The following is a 17,153-nucleotide window of genomic DNA, read 5'->3' on the forward strand; positions in this document are numbered from 1 at the left end:
CCCGCCCGCATCACCGGAACACCCGGTTCCGCGTGCTCAGGAGCGCTGCGCGCCCGACAGCATGGCCGCCACCTGGGGGTCCAGGCGGAAGGACTCGAAGAAGCCCTCCGCGTCCTGGGGCGGCTTGCCCTCGGGATGCAGCAGCAGTTGCTGATAGAGCCGGGGGCCCACCAGGTAGAAGCGGCCTCGCAGCCGACGCGGCCCGGAGACCCCTTCCACCTCCCAGCCCGGGAAGCCCTCCAGCGTCAGGGGCTTCGAGGAGACGCCCGTGGCGCCCAGGGCCTCCAGCGCACCCAGGCTGGCGCGGGACACCACGTCGCTCGGCTTCGCCTGCGACACCGCCGCCGCGGGGAAGTCCGTGTACGAGACGTAGTACGCCGTGTCCGACTCCGGACGGACGGCGATGAACGTGTGGAGTGTCACCTCGCCCACATCGGTGACTTGAGAGCGGCGCTCCTCGCTCACCGGCCCCGGCAGGGCGACGGAGAAGCCCCCTTCCGTGGACTGGATGACAGAGGCGGGCGTGGCGGAGGCAGGCCGCGCGGCCTGGGCCTCGGGCGCCGGCTGGCGGGAGGCACACGCCCCCAGTCCTCCCACGGAGAGCAGGATGGCGAGCGGCGCGACTCGGCGCGAAATCTTCATGTTCCAGGCGACTCCTGTCATGGAGCCCGGAAGGTACGTCCGACGCCTCCCTGGCGCACCCAGCCTCTCCGACGGAAGCGCGGCACGCAACGCTTTGCGTCTAGTGCAGGGCGTCCGGAGGCACCGGAGCCGTGGCCGCCGGGAGCTCCACGGCGCCCCCCGCCTCCTGGGTGGCGAGGGCCAGCCGGACACAGAACGTCGAACCCACTCCGGGCGTGCTCTCCACCTCGATGCGCCCGCCATGGGCCTCGACGATGCGCCGCGCGACGGACAGCCCCAGCCCCACCCCCGGCGCGCGCTTGCTCCGGGCATCACCCAGCCGCTGGAAGGGGGCGAACAGCATGCCCTTCTCCTCCTCGGTGACGCCGATGCCCTGGTCCTTCACGAGCAGGAGCACGTCCTCCTGCTCGCGGCGCACCGCCACATCCACGCGACTGCCGGACGGCGAGTACTTCAGCGCGTTGCTGACCAGGTTGGCCATGACCTGCTCCAGCCGGTCCGGGTCCACGCGCACCAGCAGGGGCGTCTCCGGCACGTCGAGCTGGAGCACGTGCCCGCCGTCACTGGAGCGGTACAGCTCCACCACGCCCCGCGCCAGCTCGCGCGCGTCGCGCACCTCGGGCCGCAGCTCCAGCTTGCCCGCCTCGATGCGGGTGGAGTCGAGCAGGTCCCCCACCATCCGGTCCAGGCGCTCCACCTGCCGTCCCACCAGCGCGAGCGTGCGCTGCATGCGCTCCGGCGTGAGCTGCGCGCGACTGCGCTCGGTGAGGGCGGTGGACAGCTTCAGCGCGGACAGCGGATTGCGCAGCTCATGCGCCACGCCCGCGAGGAAGGCGAGCTGCTGCTCCTGCTGGTGCGTGAGGCTGTTGGCCATCTCGTTGAAGGTGCGCGCCATGTCGCGCAGCTCGGTGGGGCCCGCCACCGGCGCGCGGGTGCGCTTGCGTCCCGCGCCGAAGCGGCGCATGGACTGGCTGATGTCCCGCAGGGGCTGCCAGGCGATGCGTCGCAGCAGGTAGGTGCCGGTCACCAGGCCCACCAGCAGGAGACCACACAGCACCAGGCCCACGGTGTTGCCCATCCGGTTGAGGTCCGCCGAGGACTCGCGCGCCGTCCGGGCCTCCTCCACGTTGAGCTGGACCAGCCGCTCCAGCGAATCCAGCGAGGCATCCAGCGCGGGAATCACCCGCTGGGCGCGCTGTCGCAGGGGCAGCCGGGCGGCCTCTCGCTGGGTGGCGAGGTACTGCCTGAAGTGCTCATCCACCTCCCGGATGAGCGCCTGCTCCGGGGCGCCGAAGGCGCTGCGATTGAGGCCGTCCAGCAAGCGGGGGAACGAGGACTCGATGCTCTGGAGCGTCCTGCCCCGGATGCGCTCGGACGTCACCTCCACCGGGCCCGTCACGCCGCTGAGCCGGAAGTGGATGAGCAGGTCGATTTCCAGCTCCTCCGCCAGGTGGAGTCCCTCCACGGAGTTGCCGAGCGTGTTCGCCGAGTGGTTCTGCGCGTTCGTCAGGACGATGAGCGCGGTGGCGGCCACGAGCGTCAGCAGGGCGAGGCCACCCATGATGGCGGCGAGCCAGGCGCGCAGACTCATGTCGCCTCCTGGCACGGCGGACGGACTCCACGAACGACCTGGCTCTGGGCGGGGAAGCTCACGATTGGGACCTCGCTGAAGCCGGGGACGGATGTGGATGGGACGCCCCCTTCATGACTGGAGGAACAAGCCCAGGACGTGGGGGATTCACGGAGTGGACAGCAGCCGGGCATGGTGGGGGGTTCCCCGCACGGCGTCAGCACCGGGCGAGGGCAATCGTGCTAGGGAAGGCCGGACGTGGCGGGCGAGCGTGAGCCCCCCTGCCCCCCGCGCGCGAGGTCACCATGGACATGCTCCCCCAACCGGTACGTACCCTGAAATTCGATGGTTTCTGGCGCTGGCTCCAGGAACACACCCAATGCATCCTCCGGTGCGGCTCCGTCGACGCGATGCTGTATGACCACGACGACTTCCACTGGCTGCTGCTGGAGGAGGAGCGTCAGCACATCATCCAGGTGCTCAAGGGGAAGGTGCTCGTGGGGGAGCTGGTGCTCGCGGGCCGCGAGGTCACCGAGGTGAACGTGGCCCCGGACCCGGACTCAGGCACGCAGGGCCACTTCCTGGTGGAGCTGATGAGCGGGCCGAAGGAAGACCCGCAGGTCGTCTACCACTTCATCATGGCGCACGGCATCGACCCGGCGCCGGGCCACAAGGACCTCAAGCATTGAGCACGGTGCGCTCGATGAGCGCCACCGCGTCCCTGGCGCCCCCGGAGTAGGTCTCCGGCGCGCGCGCGGAGCGGGGCCCCACCAGCGCGGCGACTCGCTCCATCAACTCCGCTTCGGTGCGGGCCAGCTCCTCCGGACGCAGCCGCACCGCCTGCCTGTCGTAGCGGCGAGCGCGAGCCAGGGCCACCAGCGGCGTGCCCGTCACGCGCGCCTCCTGCACGGTGTTGTACCCGCCCGCGCCCACCAGGATGTCCACCCCGGGCATCACCGCCAGCGCGGGCCACACGCGCACGGGCTGGAGCACGTTGCGCTCGGGCGCGCCGCTGCTCGGAGCGCGGACGGGGAACCAGGGCCCCGGAGGCGCCAGCCACCGCACCGGCGCCGAAGCCCCGAGTCGCTCCTGGAGCCGCGTGGCGATGGCGCCCGCCTCCGCCACCTCCTCCGCGTTGCCACTGCCCATCACCGCGACCAGCGGTCGGAGGTCATCCGCGGCCACGCCCAGCCGCTCACGGGCCTGCGCGCGGCTCAGCCATTCATCGCGCTCCAGCAGGAGCCAGGGCGCGGTGCGCACGGCGCGAGGGTGCTGGGAGAAGGGCGCGTCCTCACCGGGGACGAGCAGCAGGTCGAAGTCCTCCACCGCCGCCGCGACGTTGAAGCGCGCCACATACGTGGGATTCAAGTCTCGGTGCACCAGCACCTTGCCCATGCGCAGTCCGGGCAGCATGGGCGCCAGCTCCCCCGCGAGGCCGCGCGGGAAGGTGTCCACCACGAGGACCTCCGGGCGCACGCCGTCGAGCAGACACTCCACCGCCTCGCGCACGGCGGATTTGGCCAGGTCCGGGTTCAGCCGGTGCACATGGGCTCCGGCGCCCAGCACGTCCTCCAGCGGCACGTCCGGAGCGAAGACGCTGTTGGTCACCACGGTGACGCGGTGTCCCCGTCGGGCCGCCACGCGCGCGAGTCCACAGGCCCGGGTGAAGTGACCCATGCCTCCGCCCAACGCGTAGATGAGCCAGCGCGCGCCCGCCATCAGCTTCCGCCCAGGTCCTCCTCGAAGGAGGAGTCGTCCTCGTGCCGCAGGCTCTCGCCGTCGGCCTCGGTGAAGTCGTGCGGGTCCTTCGAGGAGCCCCGCGCCCACGAGGAGCCCGACCCGTAGTAGCCGTAGTCGTCGTAGTAGGCGCTCGCGTCGTCCGAGTCGGTGGTCGTCGAGCCGTCGTCCTCCGGGTCCTCGTCGCCCAACATCGCGCAGCCCGTGCAGACGAGCGCCTCTTGCTGGGTCGTCAGGTGCGCGTCACAGACGCTCTTGCCGCAGCGTGGGCACAGGGCGCCCGCGGGCAGTCCACACGGATGGGAGAACAGGAAGCCCGTGCTCACCTCACAGCCCTCGTTGGAGAAGGGGCTCATGGCGCGGACTCGGACGGCGGCGTCTGGAGTTGGTGGAGCAGCGCCACGCGGAAGGGCAGGTCCAGCTTCTCGAAGGCGAGACAAGCCGCCGCGTCCGCGCGCACCAGCGACTTGGTGGCCAGCAGCGTCTTGCCACCGGGCTCCCGGAGCGACACCTTGCCCTCGCGCACCTTCACGCGGGCGACCTCGGTGCCGGAGGCATCCTGGATGCGCGCGCCCTCGTCGTCCGAGGACACGGTGTAGAGCAGCGCGCCCTTCGCGTCGGTGAGCCGCCAGCCGGAGCCCTGTCGCGCGAGGGTGTAGAGCACCTGCCGCTGCGCTCCGTCGCGCACGGTGAGCGCGCCACCCGCCGAGCCGAGGACGTAGCCCAGCGCCGTGTCATCCGGGCCGGACACCTTGAGGGCGGTGCCCTTCCACTTGAAGCGGGCCAGCTCGCGGTCGTCGCCGTCCACCAGCTTGGCGCCGTCGTCCTTGGGCTTGAGCGAGAAGCGCTCGCGGTCGTCCGCGTCCTTGAACTTGAGCTTGCCCGGGAGGGGCACCTCGTCGCCCGCGGAGGCGGCCTGCGTCTGGGTCGACGGGGCCTCGGAGTTCGAGGGACGCGAGCAGGCGGCGGTGAGGAGGAGGCTCAGCAGGAGCGCGCGGAACGTCATCGGGAAGCCCTCGCGGGGTGGTGCTTGCGCTGGGAGGTGGAGAAGTTGAGCACCTGGTAGAGGCTCAACAACATCATGAGGCACGCGCGCGTCGCGTCCCGCGACTGCGTGGACACGGTCTCCGTCGCTTCCCAATCGGAGTCCATCCGGGCGCGGAGGCTGAGCCGGTCCTCGGACACCTGCAACTTCGTGAGCGCCACCGTCGGCGGGAGCTTCACCGCCTCGCGGGCCGCGCCTTGCAACCGGGTGAGCTCGGGGTGGCGCTCCGGCTTCACGCGAAGCTGGACCTGGAGGTACGTGCCGCTCTTCTGCTTGCTCTTCATCTTGTACTTGCCCCGCGCATTGCGCCTGGTGCGGGAGCGCTTCTGGAGCCACTCGGTCATGCCGAGGCGCAGGTGTGTGCCATCGCGCAGGCGGGCCTGGAGCGACAGCCACGGGTCCTCGAACTCATTCGTCTTCCACGTGCCCGCCATGCCCTTGCGCTTCCACTTGGCCTTGTGGTCGATGGGATGGAAGTCCAGCTCCAGCGACACGGGCTCCTCGGGAGCGATGTCGCGGCCCAGCCGTCGCAGCAACAGCGTGGGCAGCCCGTAGCGACGGTCCTCCAGGTCGTTCCGGCCGAACCGGGAGGCCTTGACCAGGAGGGCGACCGCGACGACCAGCAGGCCGATGCCTCCTGGCAGCAAGCCGTTCATCCACGAGGGGGCGGGCTGCTCGGAGTCGAGGAGGTTGTTGGCGAGGGACGAAAGGAAGAACAGGCCCACGCCCACGCCGCCCACGATGAAGGCCCGTCGCTGCCACTGGCGCTTGAGGACAGCCATCTCCCCGTCGAAGCGCGCGAGGAAGCCCAGGTCTTCCATCAGCTCGGAGACGGGCGCGGTGTTGCGGTAGCGCTTCTCCACACGGAAGCGGTCGATGTCGAAGGCCAAGGCGGAAAGCTCCCCTTCGGAGCCAGGAACGAGCGCGGAGTGTATGGGTCGGCGGGGAGAGGGGCAAACCTCCCGGTTTGCCGAGCCGGGTGAGCCGCGATACCACGCGGGCCGTGGCTTCCGCGTCCGGCATCGTCTACGCCTCCTTCGACCGATTCCCCGCGCCCAAGGGAGCGGCCGTGCACATCCGGGCCTTCGTGGAGGCCCTGGGCGCGGCCTTCGGGGGCGTGGACCTGCTGGCGCTCCGAGACGGACCCACCGCGAGCGCGACCCCGCATCCACTCGTGGAGGGAGTGACGTATCACCCGATGGACGCGCGGGGGCGAGACCTGGTGGCGCAGGCGCTGTCGTTCCGCACGCACCTGGCGGCGTGGTGGAGGGACAGGCCCCGGGCCTCGGTGGTCCACGTGCGCTCCATCTTCGAGGGCTACCCGGTAGCGCGCAGGAAGGAAGCGCTGACGGACGCGCTGGTGTTCGAGGTGAACGGGCTGCCGTCCATCGAGCTGAAATATCACCACCCGGACGTAGCGGAAGACGCGGAGCTGATGCTCAAGCTGGTGGCGCAGGAGGACGTGTGCATCGCGCGCGCGGACCTGCTGGTGACTCCCAGCGAGGTGACGGCGGAGTACCTGGTGAAGCGGGGCGCGGAGGCTTCGCGCGTGCGGGTGATTCCGAACGGCGTGGAGCTGGAGGTGTTTCGTCATGCGACACCGCGCGGGCTGGAGCCGGGGCGGCCGGTGCGACTGCTCTACAGCGGGACGATGACGTCGTGGCAGGGAGTGCACCACGTCATCGAGGCGTTGAGGCTGCTGCGCGCGGAGGTGCCCGCGGTGCTGACGCTGGTGGGGCCGCTGCGCAAGCACCAGCGACGGGTGCTGATGGAGCGGTGTGGAGATCTGCTACTGGAGGGCGCGGTGGAGCTGCGCGAGCCGATGCCGCAGGACGCGCTGGCGGCGTTGCATCATGAATGCGACGCGGTGCTGGTGCCGTTGCCGGTGAATGACCGCAACTGCGTGCAGGGGTGCTGTCCGTTGAAGTTGCTGGAAGCGATGGCCTCGGGCACGCCGGTCATCGCGTCGAACCTGCCGGTGGTGCGGACGCTCGCGGAGCCTGATGAGGTGTTGTTGGTGAGGCCGGGCTCACCGAAGGCCATCGCGGAGGCAGTGAAGGACCTGCGAGCGAATCCAGCGCTGGGGCCCGCGCTCAGCGCGAGAGCCCGGGCCCGCGTGGAGCGCGACTTCACCTGGGCGCGCGCGCGGGAGGCGCTGGTGGTGGCGTATGAAGAGCAGCTCGGGATGAAGAGGAGGCACGAGGGCCTGAGTCCCGAAGCAGAGCAAGGGTGAACCGTTGCTCGGCGCGTCCGAGCACACGGCTCAGCAGCCGCACGGCCTCGCAAGGCAGCGGCAAGACGCGGAAACACTCGGTCCGCGTCTTCACGTGACAGCCGAGCATCGCAAGGCGGCGGCAAGACGCGGAAACACGCGGTCCGCGTCTTCACGTGACAGCCGCACATCGCAAGGCAGCGGCAAGGCGCGGGCACGCACCGCCTGAGCCTCCAAGTAACACCGGCGCATCGCGCGCCTCACGCGTCGGGAACCTACGGCGAGCGTCGCGCGAGCCTTCAGCCCACCCTGGGCACCGCGCGAGCCAGCACGCGGCGCAGCACCTCCGCCTCGGCGTCGGATTGAAACCGCTCCAGGATGCGCCTGCGCGCGGCGGCGCCCATCGTGGCGCGGTGCTCCGGGGACAGCGACAGCACGTCGAGACAGGCCTGCCCCAGGTGATTCAACAGGGCCTTGGACACGATGAAACCGTTGCGCTGGTGGTCGACGGCCTCGGGGATGCCACCGGCGTCACTGGCGATGACGGGGCAGCCGCACGCCATCGCCTCCAGCAGCGCGTTCGGCATCCCCTCCCAGAGTGACGGCTGGAGATACACATCACAAAGGCGCAGGTGCGCGGCGATGGCCTCCGGTGTCTCGAGCGCACCGGAGACGAGGATGCGAGCACCGTCCTCGGGATGCTCGGCACGGTAGGCAACGAGGTGCTCCGCGTCGCGAGGACGCACCTCCCCGATGACGAGCAGACACGCGGGCCGGGCACGCCTCACCTCCGTGAGCGCGGAGAGCAGGAACGGCAGTCCCTTCTTGTGACGCAGCTCCCCCGAGAACCCGAGCACCACCTCACCCGGGGCGATACCGAGCCGCTCGCGCAGCACCGGGTCCGCCGGGCCCGGTGAGAACACCTCGGTATCGACGGCGTTGGGGATGACCTCCACCTGCGCGTCCTTCCCGAGCAACAACCCCATCTTCCTTCCCAGGTCGGCGGAAGCGGCGGTGAGCACATCCGCGCGTTGGAGCGTCCATAGGAGCCGGGCGAAATCCCCGGGAGGAAACATGTGTTGGTCCACGTCATTGCCCCGAGCACTCACCGTGGACGCAATCCCCACCGAGGCGGCGAAGACGACGGCGAGAAAGCCCGGCGGCGACAGGTAGTGACCCCACACCAGGTCATAGCGCCGCTTCGTGTGTAGGAAGTCGAGCACGTCGAGCGTGTGTTGCATCGACAAGTCACTGCTCCCGAACAGGCCCAGCCGATGCAACGTGACTCCGCGAGCAAACGGCGTCACCTCGCCCGCGTCCTCCAGCGTGCTCAGCGCCCCGGGAGCCGCCGTGCGCGTCCACGCGAGCACGTCCACCCGAGCGCCCAGTCGCGCCAGCGCGCCAGCGGTGCGAGCGCCACTGCGAGCAAGCCCCCCGATATCGGGAGGGAAGCGTTCAGCGAGGAGGAGGACGCGGGGAGAGCCAGCCATGGGCCCGAATCTACCCGGCCAGGGGCGGTCCACCCGACGGGAATCTCACCGCACCCTCCGTCCCCATTGGACAAACAAAACATGACAGTACTCAAAGCCAGACGACCTCATTGAACATCCACAAAACACACCATTCAACGACCCTCCCCCATTGGGTGTCGACCCAACCCCACGCCCCCGCGGGAGGTCCGTCCCCCGTGCTCGGCGTCCAAGAGGCCGGGCCCTGGAGCACGGCAGGAGCACCCCTTGAGAAGACAACGGACCGGCGCCCAACGCGGGGGACTGCGACGACGCGTGGGCCACGTTCAATCCGAGGGCTCCAGAGATGTGCGACAGCTGCGGCACGGCGAGCCAGTCCCCCAGAAGAGACGTTCGTTCTGGGATGGGCCCGTCCGCCGCCACCCCCTCGTGAGGGTTCCTGGCGCTGTCCGTGAATAAACCCCGCCGCCCCCCGTCCAGGGGCACGGTGGAGCCATCCCCGCAGCAAGGCCGGACCCCTAGGCTCCCCCGGAGGCACGTCACACATGCACGCGCGTCGTTGGTGGGCAATCGCGCTCGCGGGAACACTCGCGGGCTGCATCGTGGAGCCCGAGGCGCCCGACTGGGACTGGGACGAGGACCCCACCCAACCCTGGCCCGACCCCACCCAGCCCGACCCCACCGAGTCCGGCGGTCCCGACTTCCAGGTGGAGTCCGTCTCCGGCCCTTCGGCCCTCGGCGCGGGCGAGCTGCGAGCCCGGGCGCGCCTCTGCAACGAGGGCGGCGGCGCCGGCTCGACGGAGGCCTCCTTCTTCCTCACCGCCACCGCCGCTCCCGGCACGAGCGAAATCCTCCTGGCCACCAGCACCCGCCTCTCCCTCCGCTCCGGCGAATGTCGGGAAGTCTCCGTCTCGGTGAGCGCGCGGGCCGCGCCCGAGGGCAGCTACTTCCTGAGCGCGAGGGTGGATCCAGACGGCGCCGCCACGGAGACTCGCGAGGACAACAACGTCCGCCTCGGCAACACCGTCCGCGTGGACCGCACGCCTCCGGAGACGCCCGCGCCCGCCTGGACGCAGGCCGGAATCGGGAGGCCACGAAACCTCAGCCTCCACACCGAGGCAGGCGCCACGGTGCGCGTGTACGAGGGCCCGGGCTGCTACGGCCAGGAAGTCGCGAGCACTGTCACGGGCAGCAACGCCTACTGCGAGGTCCCCATCGACGTCCCGACGACGCCCGGAGCCACCTGGTCCGCGCGCGCCTATGACGATGTCGGCAATGGCTCGCCCTGCAGCCCCACCGTGGACTACCCCTACGGCGACGGCACGCCACGGATTGCCCCGGTGTTGATCAGCACCAGCCCGGGGTCACCCGGCGGCAGCCTCCAGCCCGTCTTCAACGGCCGCGCGGAGCCGCGCGTCACCGTCGAGATTTTCAGGAACGCCACCTGCCAGGGCACCGCGGAGCAGACGCTGACCGCGGATGGCGCCGGCTTCTTCTTCGCCCAGATGAACGTGGCCAGGGACGAGAAGGTGACGGTGTCCGCGCGAGCCAAGGACTCGGGCGGCTACTCCACGCCGTCTCCCTGCTCCAATCCCCTGGAGTACCAGAACGACGGCACGCCGCCGGCCCCGCCCCGCGTCACGGACGTGAAGTGGCAATACCTGAACGACGGCCGCCAGCTCGTCGTCACGGGCACCGCCGAGCCCCACTCCACCGTGGGCATCTTCATCGACGTCGCGTGCACGGGAACGCCCGCGCGCACGGTGCAGGCGGACGCGGAGGGACGCTTCACCGCGACCGCGCCCTTCGGAGCCGGAGGCAGCCACCGCGTGTTCCTCGCGGCGAAGGACGCCTCGGGCAACGTGTCCACATGCGCGGAAGGGCCCGCGTACGAGCTCCGCTGCCCGCCGGGCACCGCGGACTGTGACGGCCGCTCCTCCAACGGGTGCGAGGTGGACCTGACGGCGAACCCGAACCACTGCGGCACCTGTGGCAACACCTGCCAGGACGGCCCCTATGCGGACGGCGTCTGCGTGGCGGCGACGTGTGGCCACACCTGCGCGCCGGGCTACTACGACTGCGACGGCAAGCCGTCCAACGGCTGCGAGTCGCGCACGGTGTGCCAGCCCACCAGCCAGTGCACCATCGACAAGCCGAGCGAGCTGATGATTACGGCGCTGTCCGTCGTCGAAGACCCGGTGCGCACGGCGCCCGGTGGGCCGTGGCACTTCGGCACGGTGATGCGCGAGCTGGCCGGTGGGCAGGACCCGTCGCCAATGGTGCGCGCGTGGCTGAAGACGTGGCTTGCGAAGCAGAACGTGAACGGGCTGGAGATTCCGCCGCGTCCGGAGATGCAGACGCGCGTGCTGGGGCCGTGGGAGGCGCGCAGTGGTGGGCCGTCGGCGCCGCTGGACTTCAACTCGGCGCCGTTCCGGCTGCTGGCCATCGTCAACCGCATCGACCTGCGCGAGCAGGGTCTCCAGGCGGGAGAGGGGCGCTTCATCTTCGGCGTGGTGGACCCGAGCGGTGTGCCGCTCGAGTTCACCATCATCCTCGAGTACGCCCTGCCCGGAACCACGCCGGAGTCCATCCAGCGCTGGGCCACGGACTGGCATGAGCTGGGAACGCTGAAGGTTGGAAACGCGGGCTACAACGCGAAGCTCCAGGCGCTCACGGACCGCTTCTCGAAGCGAGGGGTGATGACGGGTCGGCACGAGGGCAGCGCGCTGAACCAGATTCGCACCAATGAAATCGAGCTCGCGGAGCCGTGGGAGATGCGCGAGTTCATCCTCTCGCCGCTGGGCCTGATGCCGACGACGATGAAGCTGACGCCGGCGCTGCACTTCGAGAACACGCAACTGCTGGCCACCTTCCTGACGGAGAACAGCGCGGACGTGCTCGCGGAGCGGCATGTGGTGCCCGACAGCATGGGAGGCTTCCCGTTCCTGGCGGCCCACTCGCTGGTGCCGCTGGACTTCTTCTGGCGCGCGCCGAACGTGGCGAACGAGGTGCGCCACAAGTTCTCCCTCAACACGTGCAGCGGCTGCCACGCGGGCGAGACGCAGACGGAGTTCGTCCATGTGGCCCCTCGAACGCGAGGGACGACGGCGGCGCTGTCACCCTACCTGCGAGGCACCACGGTGACGGACCCGGTGACGAAGTCGGTGCGCACGTTCGATGACCTGACACGGCGCGCCGATGACCTGAAGGCGCTGGTATGCGCGCCGACGGCGGGCCTCAAGTCCGTGGGCCTGGTGCCGTCCAACCTGCCGCCCGCCCGCGTTCACTGAGTCACGCAAGGAGTCAGCAGGCCCGGGGAGCAAACCCTCTCCGGGCCTTGTCAGGGTAGGCTTTGGGCATGGCCCTCTCTCCTGACGACTATGCCCGTCGCGATGTCAGCAGCGCCCTGCATGCGAAGCTGCACGTCCAGCTCGAGGTAGACCGCGTCAAGCTCCCGCCCGTCACCCCGGGCGAGGCCGTGGTGGAAGGACGCATCGCCCGGATATTCCGAGGCGACCCGGCACGGCTCTCCACCCCCGTCTCCTTCGAGGTCGCCTGCTACCGCAAGGGCGACATGCTTCCCCCAAGCGGCATCCGCTGGAGGCTCGTCAAGGACCTGGAGCACGCCCGGTACATTGAAATCTACCTCGACACGAACGCCGTAGGAGTCATGGATGCTGGGCCGGGCATCGCCGTGCTCGAAGCCCTGTCCGACACTCCCCAGTTCGTCTTCAGCGACATCGAAGAAGAGGACGAATAGCGCCTCACCGGCCGAAGCCACCCAGGGCCGTGCGGCTGAAGCTCGCGGCCCCCTGGCTCACGCGCACCGCGGACTGGCTGAACACCTGGAAGGCCGCGCGAATCTCCTGCGCCGTCTCGCCCGGGGTCAGAATCCATTGGTCCTCGATGCCCATCTCCTGGAACACGCGCCGGAAGTCCGTGCTCCCGTCATCGATGCCCATCGCCGCGACGATGTGGTTCTCCGCGCGACGCAGGTCGTTCACCACCGCCGCCACGTCCCTCGCCGTGGCGCGGCTCGAGTGCATGTCCGCGCCGTCGGTAATCAGCAACGTCACCGTGCGCACTGGCACGCCGTTGCCGCTGAACTCCTGGGACTTCGCCAGCACCGTGCCCAGCAGCACCACCGCCTGGTCGTACAGCGGCGTGCCCTGGTCCGCGCTGTAGTTCTTCGAGTGCATCCGCACCACGTCCTCCAGCGGCCGGTACGGATTGAGCACGTGGCCATTCAGGTACCGCGTGTGGAAGAGGACGCCGTCCTTCTGCTTGCTCGCCAGCAGTGAGTCGAGCACCAGGTTGTGCCCATCGCACACCGTCTTCGTGTGTCCGCTCGTGGAGATGCTCCCCGAGTCGTCTGGCATCACCGTCACCAGCACCACCTCGCTGGCCTGCACGTCTTCCACCCGCACGCCGAGCCCCGCCTGGATTTGCGCGCCCAGGTCCACCACCGACAGCGCCTGCAATCCCGCGGGGCTCAACACCCCTTCCGCGTGCGCATCCTCGAAGAGCTTCGTCACCGCCGTCTGGCCACCCCACGTCGATTTGCTCGTGCTGCTCATGTCCAGCTCACTTTCTCCCCCGGTCCGAGGGCAGGGCTCCGCCCGCCCGCTCTCTTCGGAGCAAGGTCGGGTCTTGATATGCGTGATGAAAAGACAGCTCAGCTGATGCGCAGGTCCGGCCAGCTCGCCAGCGGGTCCGTGGACTTCACCAGGTGCATGCCCGCGTCCGCGAAGCGCTTCAGGGCCGCGTCCGCCTGCGGGGTGAAGTCCGCCGCGAAGCCACCCTTGCCGTCGGGCACCGTCACCGCGGACATGCAGTCAGTCAACAGATACACCTTGCGAGCCAGCGCCGCGTCCTGCGCGACGATTTCTCCGAGCAGGTCGTCGATGGAGCTCTTCACGCAGTGGCTCGCGGCCTGGCCGCCAATCACCACCGCGTCCGCCGTCAGCAGCGTCTTGAGGAACTGGGTGTTGCGCTGTGCCAGCGGCTGGCCGTCATGTCGGCCCATCACCTCCGGCCGCAGCACGGAGTAGTTCTCCGTCAACGGGTTGCCGCCCTTCACCTCCGCCCAGGACTGCATGCCGCGCGCGTACGAGTGGAACAGCCGCGCCTCCTGCACCACGCCCGCCAGCGCGTGTCCGTCGCCGCCCAGGAGGCAGTGCGGCGGCCACAGGTACAGGGTGTATTTCCCCGCGCGCTCCAACTCCTCGCAGTAGTACTTCACCTGCTTGAGCAGCCAGGGGTAGTTGCCGCCGCACAGCCACTTCGCCATCGCGGGGTTGGGCCGAGCCTGCCCGCGCTCGATGTGCTCGCGCGTCACCTCGCGGTACGGCGTGAGTGGCTTGTCATCCTGGTCCACCCAGAAGGACGGGAAGAAAATCTGGTACGCGAAGTGGGTGTCCAGCGTCGCCGTGACGTTCGTCAGCGTGCCCAGGTTCTTGTAGATGAACTCCGCGATTCGGCGGCTGTCGTCCACCGCGCCGCGTCCGCTGCGCCCCGCGACGTAGAGCGAGCCCTCCGGGAAGCAGAAGTCCTTCTGCACGTCGATGAGCAACAGGTGCAGGTTGAACCCATCCGCCGCCGCCGAAGTGACTCCATGCGCGCCCCGCCACGCGCCCGCCTCCAGTTGAAGCCTTCCCGCGTCCGGGCCGTAGCTGTACTGGCCCGCGTGGTCCGCCCGGTAGAAGCCAGGCATCGGAAGTTCCTTCAGGTGCTTCTTCATCGCGCTACCCCCATGTGAAGAACTCAATGTGTCCGCTCACGCCATCCGCAGCGTGGTGAGGTCCTGCCTGCCCACCACCAACAACCCCTGCCGAGTCAGCAGGAGCTGACAACCCGAGTCCACGAAGGGCTCGGCATCCGGAAACTCGCGCACGGCCTCCAGCCGGCCTTCCCGTGGCTCCACGCGGGTGAGGCCCGCGTCCGTCGCGCAGAACAGCGCCTCCCCCACCGCGCACCGTCCGCTCCGGAACGCGCCGCCCAGCCACGAGCCATCCCCCGCCTCCGCCACGCCGCTCGCGCGCACCACGCCGTCCGAGCCCACCGCCACGCAATGGTGCCGTGTGCGCCCCGCCGCCTCCTCCGCGAGGAACAGCCACGCGAGCGCCCCGTCGAAGACACAGTCCGCGTCCACGAGCTGTCCCGAGGGCCACGGCAACACGAGTCCGTCTCGCAATCCCAGACGCTCCGCATCGAAGACGAACGCGCCCCTCAGTCCCCCCGCGCGGTGGAACCCCAGACCGAAGCGGGTCCCCACGAACAAACGCGTCTGTCCCTCCAGCACGTCGCCGATGCGCTCCTGACCATGCGCGCCGTCTCGCCACAGTCCGCCGCCCACCGCCCAGTAACGATGTCTCGCATTGGCGGCGAAGGCCGGGCGCCCCTCGGGGGCGTCCACGCTCAGTCGCTCGGGCGCGCGCTCCGGGACGAGCACCGCCACCACGCCGTCACGCCCCACCAGCGTCGCGTCCCCTTGCAGCGACCAGCGCAGGGAGGGGTCCAGCGGTCCGCGCAACGCCACACGTCCGTCCTCGCGCCGATAGGCTCCGTCCGCGTGGTACAGCCAGCGTGGGACTCCCTCCTCCACGCTCGCGTGCACCAGGACGCCGCGCGTGGAGAACAGGTGCGTCGCCGTCACTTGACCGCGCGTCGAGGTGACGGGTGTGCTCGCGGCCACCGCGTGGGGCTGACACGTGGGGCAGGCGCTCCGCGCATGTTCGACGCCGCACGACGCGCACGCGGTGAAACGCAGGCCCTCCAGCAACGGCAGCGGGAAGACGCAGCGCAGGTCCTCCACGAAGACGCGGTGCAGGTGGTGGAGCACGTCATCCGGCAGCGTGCGCAGCGGGAGCGCGGGCTTCGGGTACTGCACTTCCGGATGGAAGACGGTGATGCGCTGGAGCAGCCGCCCCGCCGCAGTCGCCCGCGCCGCCGGGGACTTCGCCCGGTACACGCCGCCGTGAGGCCCCACGCACAGGAGCGACTGCATCGCGGCCACGGTGAAGCCATACCAATCACTCGCCTCCGACGCGGGCCTCGTGGGGATGAGGCTCGTCGCGCCGCCCAGGCGCACCGGGTCGAGGAAGCGCTCGGTGAACACCGAGCACAGGAAGCCTCCGAACTGGAAGCTGTCCGCGTCGATGAGGTGCGCGTCCGCGTGCCCCGTCACCAGCACGTTCAAATCGTTGAAGTCGCCCACCACCACGCCCGAGGCATGCACCCCGGCGAGCGTCCGATGCAGCCCACACAGCACTTCGACCGCGCGAGCGGACGTGGCGCCGACGCGGCGGAACGAGGGTTCGCCGAAGCGACGCAGGGACTCCACGCCGTCCAGCTTGCGCATGGCGTAGCCCAGCACCCTCTGTCCCGTGGAATCCGTGGCGAGCGCCTGCGGCGTCACCACCCTCCCCGGCAGGCCCGTGGGAAAGGCGCGCAGCTTGCGTTGATGCTCGTCCAGGCGAGCGCGAGCGGCGGCCTGTTCGACGGCGAGCCCCGTGTAGTCTGGATGCTCGGGCTGCTTGAACACCTTGAGCGCACGCCCCTTGCCCAGGTCGAACACATCCGCCTCGCCGCCCTTGCCCAGCGCCTTCGCGGGATTGAGCCGCACCTTCTTGCCTTCGAGCCAGAGGTCCATGGCTTCACGCCCTCCCCATGCGGCGACGGAGCACCACCATCGTCGTGTCGTCCGCGAGCAGGCCTGGTGCACGCTCCAGGCGCCGTGCCTCGAAGTCGGCGCGCACGTGCTCGCGGTTGAGCATCGCCAGCCGGCGCCGCAGTGCATCCGGGTTCGTGAAATAGCGGTCCTCCGTCCAGAACCGCGACAGCTCCCCCACCTGCTCGTCGCTCGCGGGAAGGCGCGTCTGCGCCAGCTTCGCCAGGTCCGAGACTCCATCCGTCCCGAGCATCAACACCCGCACATCTTGCGTCGGCACCAGGGCCTGCGCGACGAGCGGCGTCTGCGCTCCACTCGACAAGGCATAGGCGAGATAGGGCGGTGCATTGTTCGCGAAGGGCCCCAGCACCCGCACCTCGCCGTTGAGGCACCACACCCCATCTCCCGCGGAGAAGACGAGCGTGTGAGAGGGCGTCAGCACCGCGCCCACCACCGTGAAGAGGAAGTCCCCCAGGGTGTCGCGACCGAGCTCCCGCCGGAGCTCACTCAACAGACACAGCACGTCCTCTCGCAGCCCGGGAAGGAACCCGGCTTCATCCACACGCCCGTCTTCCGCCAGTCGCACCAGCGCCGCCTGCGCCACCCGCCGCACGCCGAGCTGCGCGCCCAGCTCACTGCACGGCTGGCTGCCACAACCGTCCGCCACCACCGCCACCAGCCCGTGCTCACTCGCGCGCACGCACCAGGCATCCTGGTTGTTGCGCCCCGCCCTCGCGTGCTCCCGGCCCTGCACGGAGGCGGCGGCGACATCGAAGGGAAGCGAGGACATGGCTCTCCCGTGGCCCGCG

At 70.0% G+C, this 17,153-nt stretch carries 15 protein-coding genes; 4 read left to right on the forward strand and 11 right to left on the reverse strand.

Annotated elements, in window-relative coordinates:
* Positions 1-36: 36 nt before the first annotated feature.
* Both HUA75_RS37655 and HUA75_RS37660 read right to left on the reverse strand, forming a co-directional pair.
* Positions 37-642: a hypothetical protein gene (locus HUA75_RS37655; RefSeq protein WP_141646378.1), complete on the reverse strand. Its 606-nt coding sequence runs from the start codon at positions 640-642 to the stop codon at positions 37-39.
* A gap of 100 nt (positions 643-742) precedes the next feature.
* Entirely contained in the window at positions 743-2,233 is a 1,491-nt protein-coding gene (locus HUA75_RS37660) for a HAMP domain-containing sensor histidine kinase (protein WP_174489178.1), read from the reverse strand.
* 284 nt (positions 2,234-2,517) lie between these two features.
* Between HUA75_RS37660 and HUA75_RS37665 the strand changes: the two genes are divergently transcribed.
* A complete protein-coding gene (locus HUA75_RS37665; protein ID WP_141646376.1) occupies positions 2,518-2,901 on the forward strand; it encodes a serine/threonine protein kinase in 384 nt (127 codons plus the stop codon).
* On the opposite strand, the gene HUA75_RS37670 is transcribed toward HUA75_RS37665, so the two are convergent.
* The 4 genes from HUA75_RS37670 to HUA75_RS37685 are packed head-to-tail and all read right to left on the reverse strand — an operon-like array spanning position 2,891 to position 5,884.
* Positions 2,891-3,931: a hypothetical protein gene (locus tag HUA75_RS37670; RefSeq protein WP_174489179.1), complete on the reverse strand. Its 1,041-nt coding sequence runs from the start codon at positions 3,929-3,931 to the stop codon at positions 2,891-2,893. The genes HUA75_RS37665 and HUA75_RS37670 overlap by 11 nt on opposite strands.
* Positions 3,931-4,305, reverse strand: coding sequence for a hypothetical protein (locus HUA75_RS37675; RefSeq protein WP_141646374.1), 375 nt, complete (start codon positions 4,303-4,305; stop codon positions 3,931-3,933). Before HUA75_RS37675 ends, HUA75_RS37670 begins: the two co-directional genes overlap by 1 nt.
* Positions 4,302-4,955, reverse strand: coding sequence for a hypothetical protein (locus HUA75_RS37680; RefSeq protein WP_141646373.1), 654 nt, complete (start codon positions 4,953-4,955; stop codon positions 4,302-4,304). The genes HUA75_RS37675 and HUA75_RS37680 overlap by 4 nt, the downstream gene beginning before the upstream one ends.
* Complete coding sequence (locus tag HUA75_RS37685) at positions 4,952-5,884, reverse strand: hypothetical protein (protein WP_174489180.1); 933 nt, start codon at positions 5,882-5,884, stop codon at positions 4,952-4,954. The genes HUA75_RS37680 and HUA75_RS37685 overlap by 4 nt, the downstream gene beginning before the upstream one ends.
* A gap of 89 nt (positions 5,885-5,973) precedes the next feature.
* On the opposite strand from HUA75_RS37685, the gene HUA75_RS37690 reads away from it, so the two are divergent.
* Complete coding sequence (locus HUA75_RS37690) at positions 5,974-7,227, forward strand: glycosyltransferase family 4 protein (RefSeq protein WP_371746280.1); 1,254 nt, start codon at positions 5,974-5,976, stop codon at positions 7,225-7,227.
* Between the two features lie 278 nt (positions 7,228-7,505).
* On the opposite strand, the gene HUA75_RS37695 is transcribed toward HUA75_RS37690, so the two are convergent.
* On the reverse strand, positions 7,506-8,696 hold the full coding sequence (locus HUA75_RS37695; protein ID WP_174489182.1) for a glycosyltransferase: 1,191 nt from the start codon (positions 8,694-8,696) through the stop codon (positions 7,506-7,508).
* Positions 8,697-9,220: 524 nt separating this feature from the next.
* Between HUA75_RS37695 and HUA75_RS37700 the strand changes: the two genes are divergently transcribed.
* Both HUA75_RS37700 and HUA75_RS37705 read left to right on the forward strand, forming a co-directional pair.
* Positions 9,221-11,965, forward strand: coding sequence for a CARDB domain-containing protein (locus HUA75_RS37700; RefSeq protein ID WP_174489183.1), 2,745 nt, complete (start codon positions 9,221-9,223; stop codon positions 11,963-11,965).
* Between the two features lie 68 nt (positions 11,966-12,033).
* The gene (locus HUA75_RS37705; RefSeq protein ID WP_141648619.1) at positions 12,034-12,435 is read left to right on the forward strand and encodes a hypothetical protein; all 402 of its coding nucleotides are present in this window, start codon (positions 12,034-12,036) and stop codon (positions 12,433-12,435) included.
* A 4-nt stretch (positions 12,436-12,439) separates the two neighbouring features.
* Here the strand turns inward: HUA75_RS37705 and HUA75_RS37710 are convergent, their stop codons facing one another.
* From HUA75_RS37710 to HUA75_RS37725, 4 genes are all read right to left on the reverse strand, one after another.
* Entirely contained in the window at positions 12,440-13,252 is an 813-nt protein-coding gene (locus HUA75_RS37710) for a hypothetical protein (RefSeq protein ID WP_141648620.1), read from the reverse strand.
* 98 nt (positions 13,253-13,350) lie between these two features.
* On the reverse strand, positions 13,351-14,415 hold the full coding sequence (locus tag HUA75_RS37715) for a nicotinamidase (protein WP_174489184.1): 1,065 nt from the start codon (positions 14,413-14,415) through the stop codon (positions 13,351-13,353).
* A gap of 36 nt (positions 14,416-14,451) precedes the next feature.
* Positions 14,452-16,326, reverse strand: coding sequence for a hypothetical protein (locus HUA75_RS37720; protein ID WP_174489185.1), 1,875 nt, complete (start codon positions 16,324-16,326; stop codon positions 14,452-14,454).
* Positions 16,327-16,330: 4 nt separating this feature from the next.
* Positions 16,331-17,134, reverse strand: coding sequence for a protein phosphatase 2C domain-containing protein (locus HUA75_RS37725; protein WP_141648623.1), 804 nt, complete (start codon positions 17,132-17,134; stop codon positions 16,331-16,333).
* Positions 17,135-17,153: the final 19 nt, after the last annotated feature.

The organism is Myxococcus sp. CA040A (genome assembly GCF_013336725.1).
GTDB lineage: Bacteria > Myxococcota > Myxococcia > Myxococcales > Myxococcaceae > Myxococcus > Myxococcus llanfairpwllgwyngyllgogerychwyrndrobwllllantysiliogogogochensis.

Bases quoted from the DNA above. Each gene is read 5' to 3' on its own strand.
- HUA75_RS37695 (WP_174489182.1), bottom strand. From the start codon at position 8,696: ATGGCTGGCTCTCCCCGCGTCCTCCTCCTCGCTGAACGCTTCCCTCCC.
- HUA75_RS37675 (WP_141646374.1), bottom strand. From the start codon at position 4,305: ATGAGCCCCTTCTCCAACGAGGGCTGTGAGGTGAGCACGGGCTTCCTG.
- HUA75_RS37665 (WP_141646376.1), top strand. From the start codon at position 2,518: ATGGACATGCTCCCCCAACCGGTACGTACCCTGAAATTCGATGGTTTC.
- HUA75_RS37725 (WP_141648623.1), bottom strand. From the start codon at position 17,134: ATGTCCTCGCTTCCCTTCGATGTCGCCGCCGCCTCCGTGCAGGGCCGG.
- HUA75_RS37700 (WP_174489183.1), top strand. From the start codon at position 9,221: ATGCACGCGCGTCGTTGGTGGGCAATCGCGCTCGCGGGAACACTCGCG.
- HUA75_RS37660 (WP_174489178.1), bottom strand. From the start codon at position 2,233: ATGAGTCTGCGCGCCTGGCTCGCCGCCATCATGGGTGGCCTCGCCCTG.
- HUA75_RS37655 (WP_141646378.1), bottom strand. From the start codon at position 642: ATGAAGATTTCGCGCCGAGTCGCGCCGCTCGCCATCCTGCTCTCCGTG.
- HUA75_RS37710 (WP_141648620.1), bottom strand. From the start codon at position 13,252: ATGAGCAGCACGAGCAAATCGACGTGGGGTGGCCAGACGGCGGTGACG.
- HUA75_RS37720 (WP_174489185.1), bottom strand. From the start codon at position 16,326: ATGGACCTCTGGCTCGAAGGCAAGAAGGTGCGGCTCAATCCCGCGAAG.
- HUA75_RS37680 (WP_141646373.1), bottom strand. From the start codon at position 4,955: ATGACGTTCCGCGCGCTCCTGCTGAGCCTCCTCCTCACCGCCGCCTGC.
- HUA75_RS37715 (WP_174489184.1), bottom strand. From the start codon at position 14,415: ATGAAGAAGCACCTGAAGGAACTTCCGATGCCTGGCTTCTACCGGGCG.
- HUA75_RS37670 (WP_174489179.1), bottom strand. From the start codon at position 3,931: ATGGCGGGCGCGCGCTGGCTCATCTACGCGTTGGGCGGAGGCATGGGT.
- HUA75_RS37705 (WP_141648619.1), top strand. From the start codon at position 12,034: ATGGCCCTCTCTCCTGACGACTATGCCCGTCGCGATGTCAGCAGCGCC.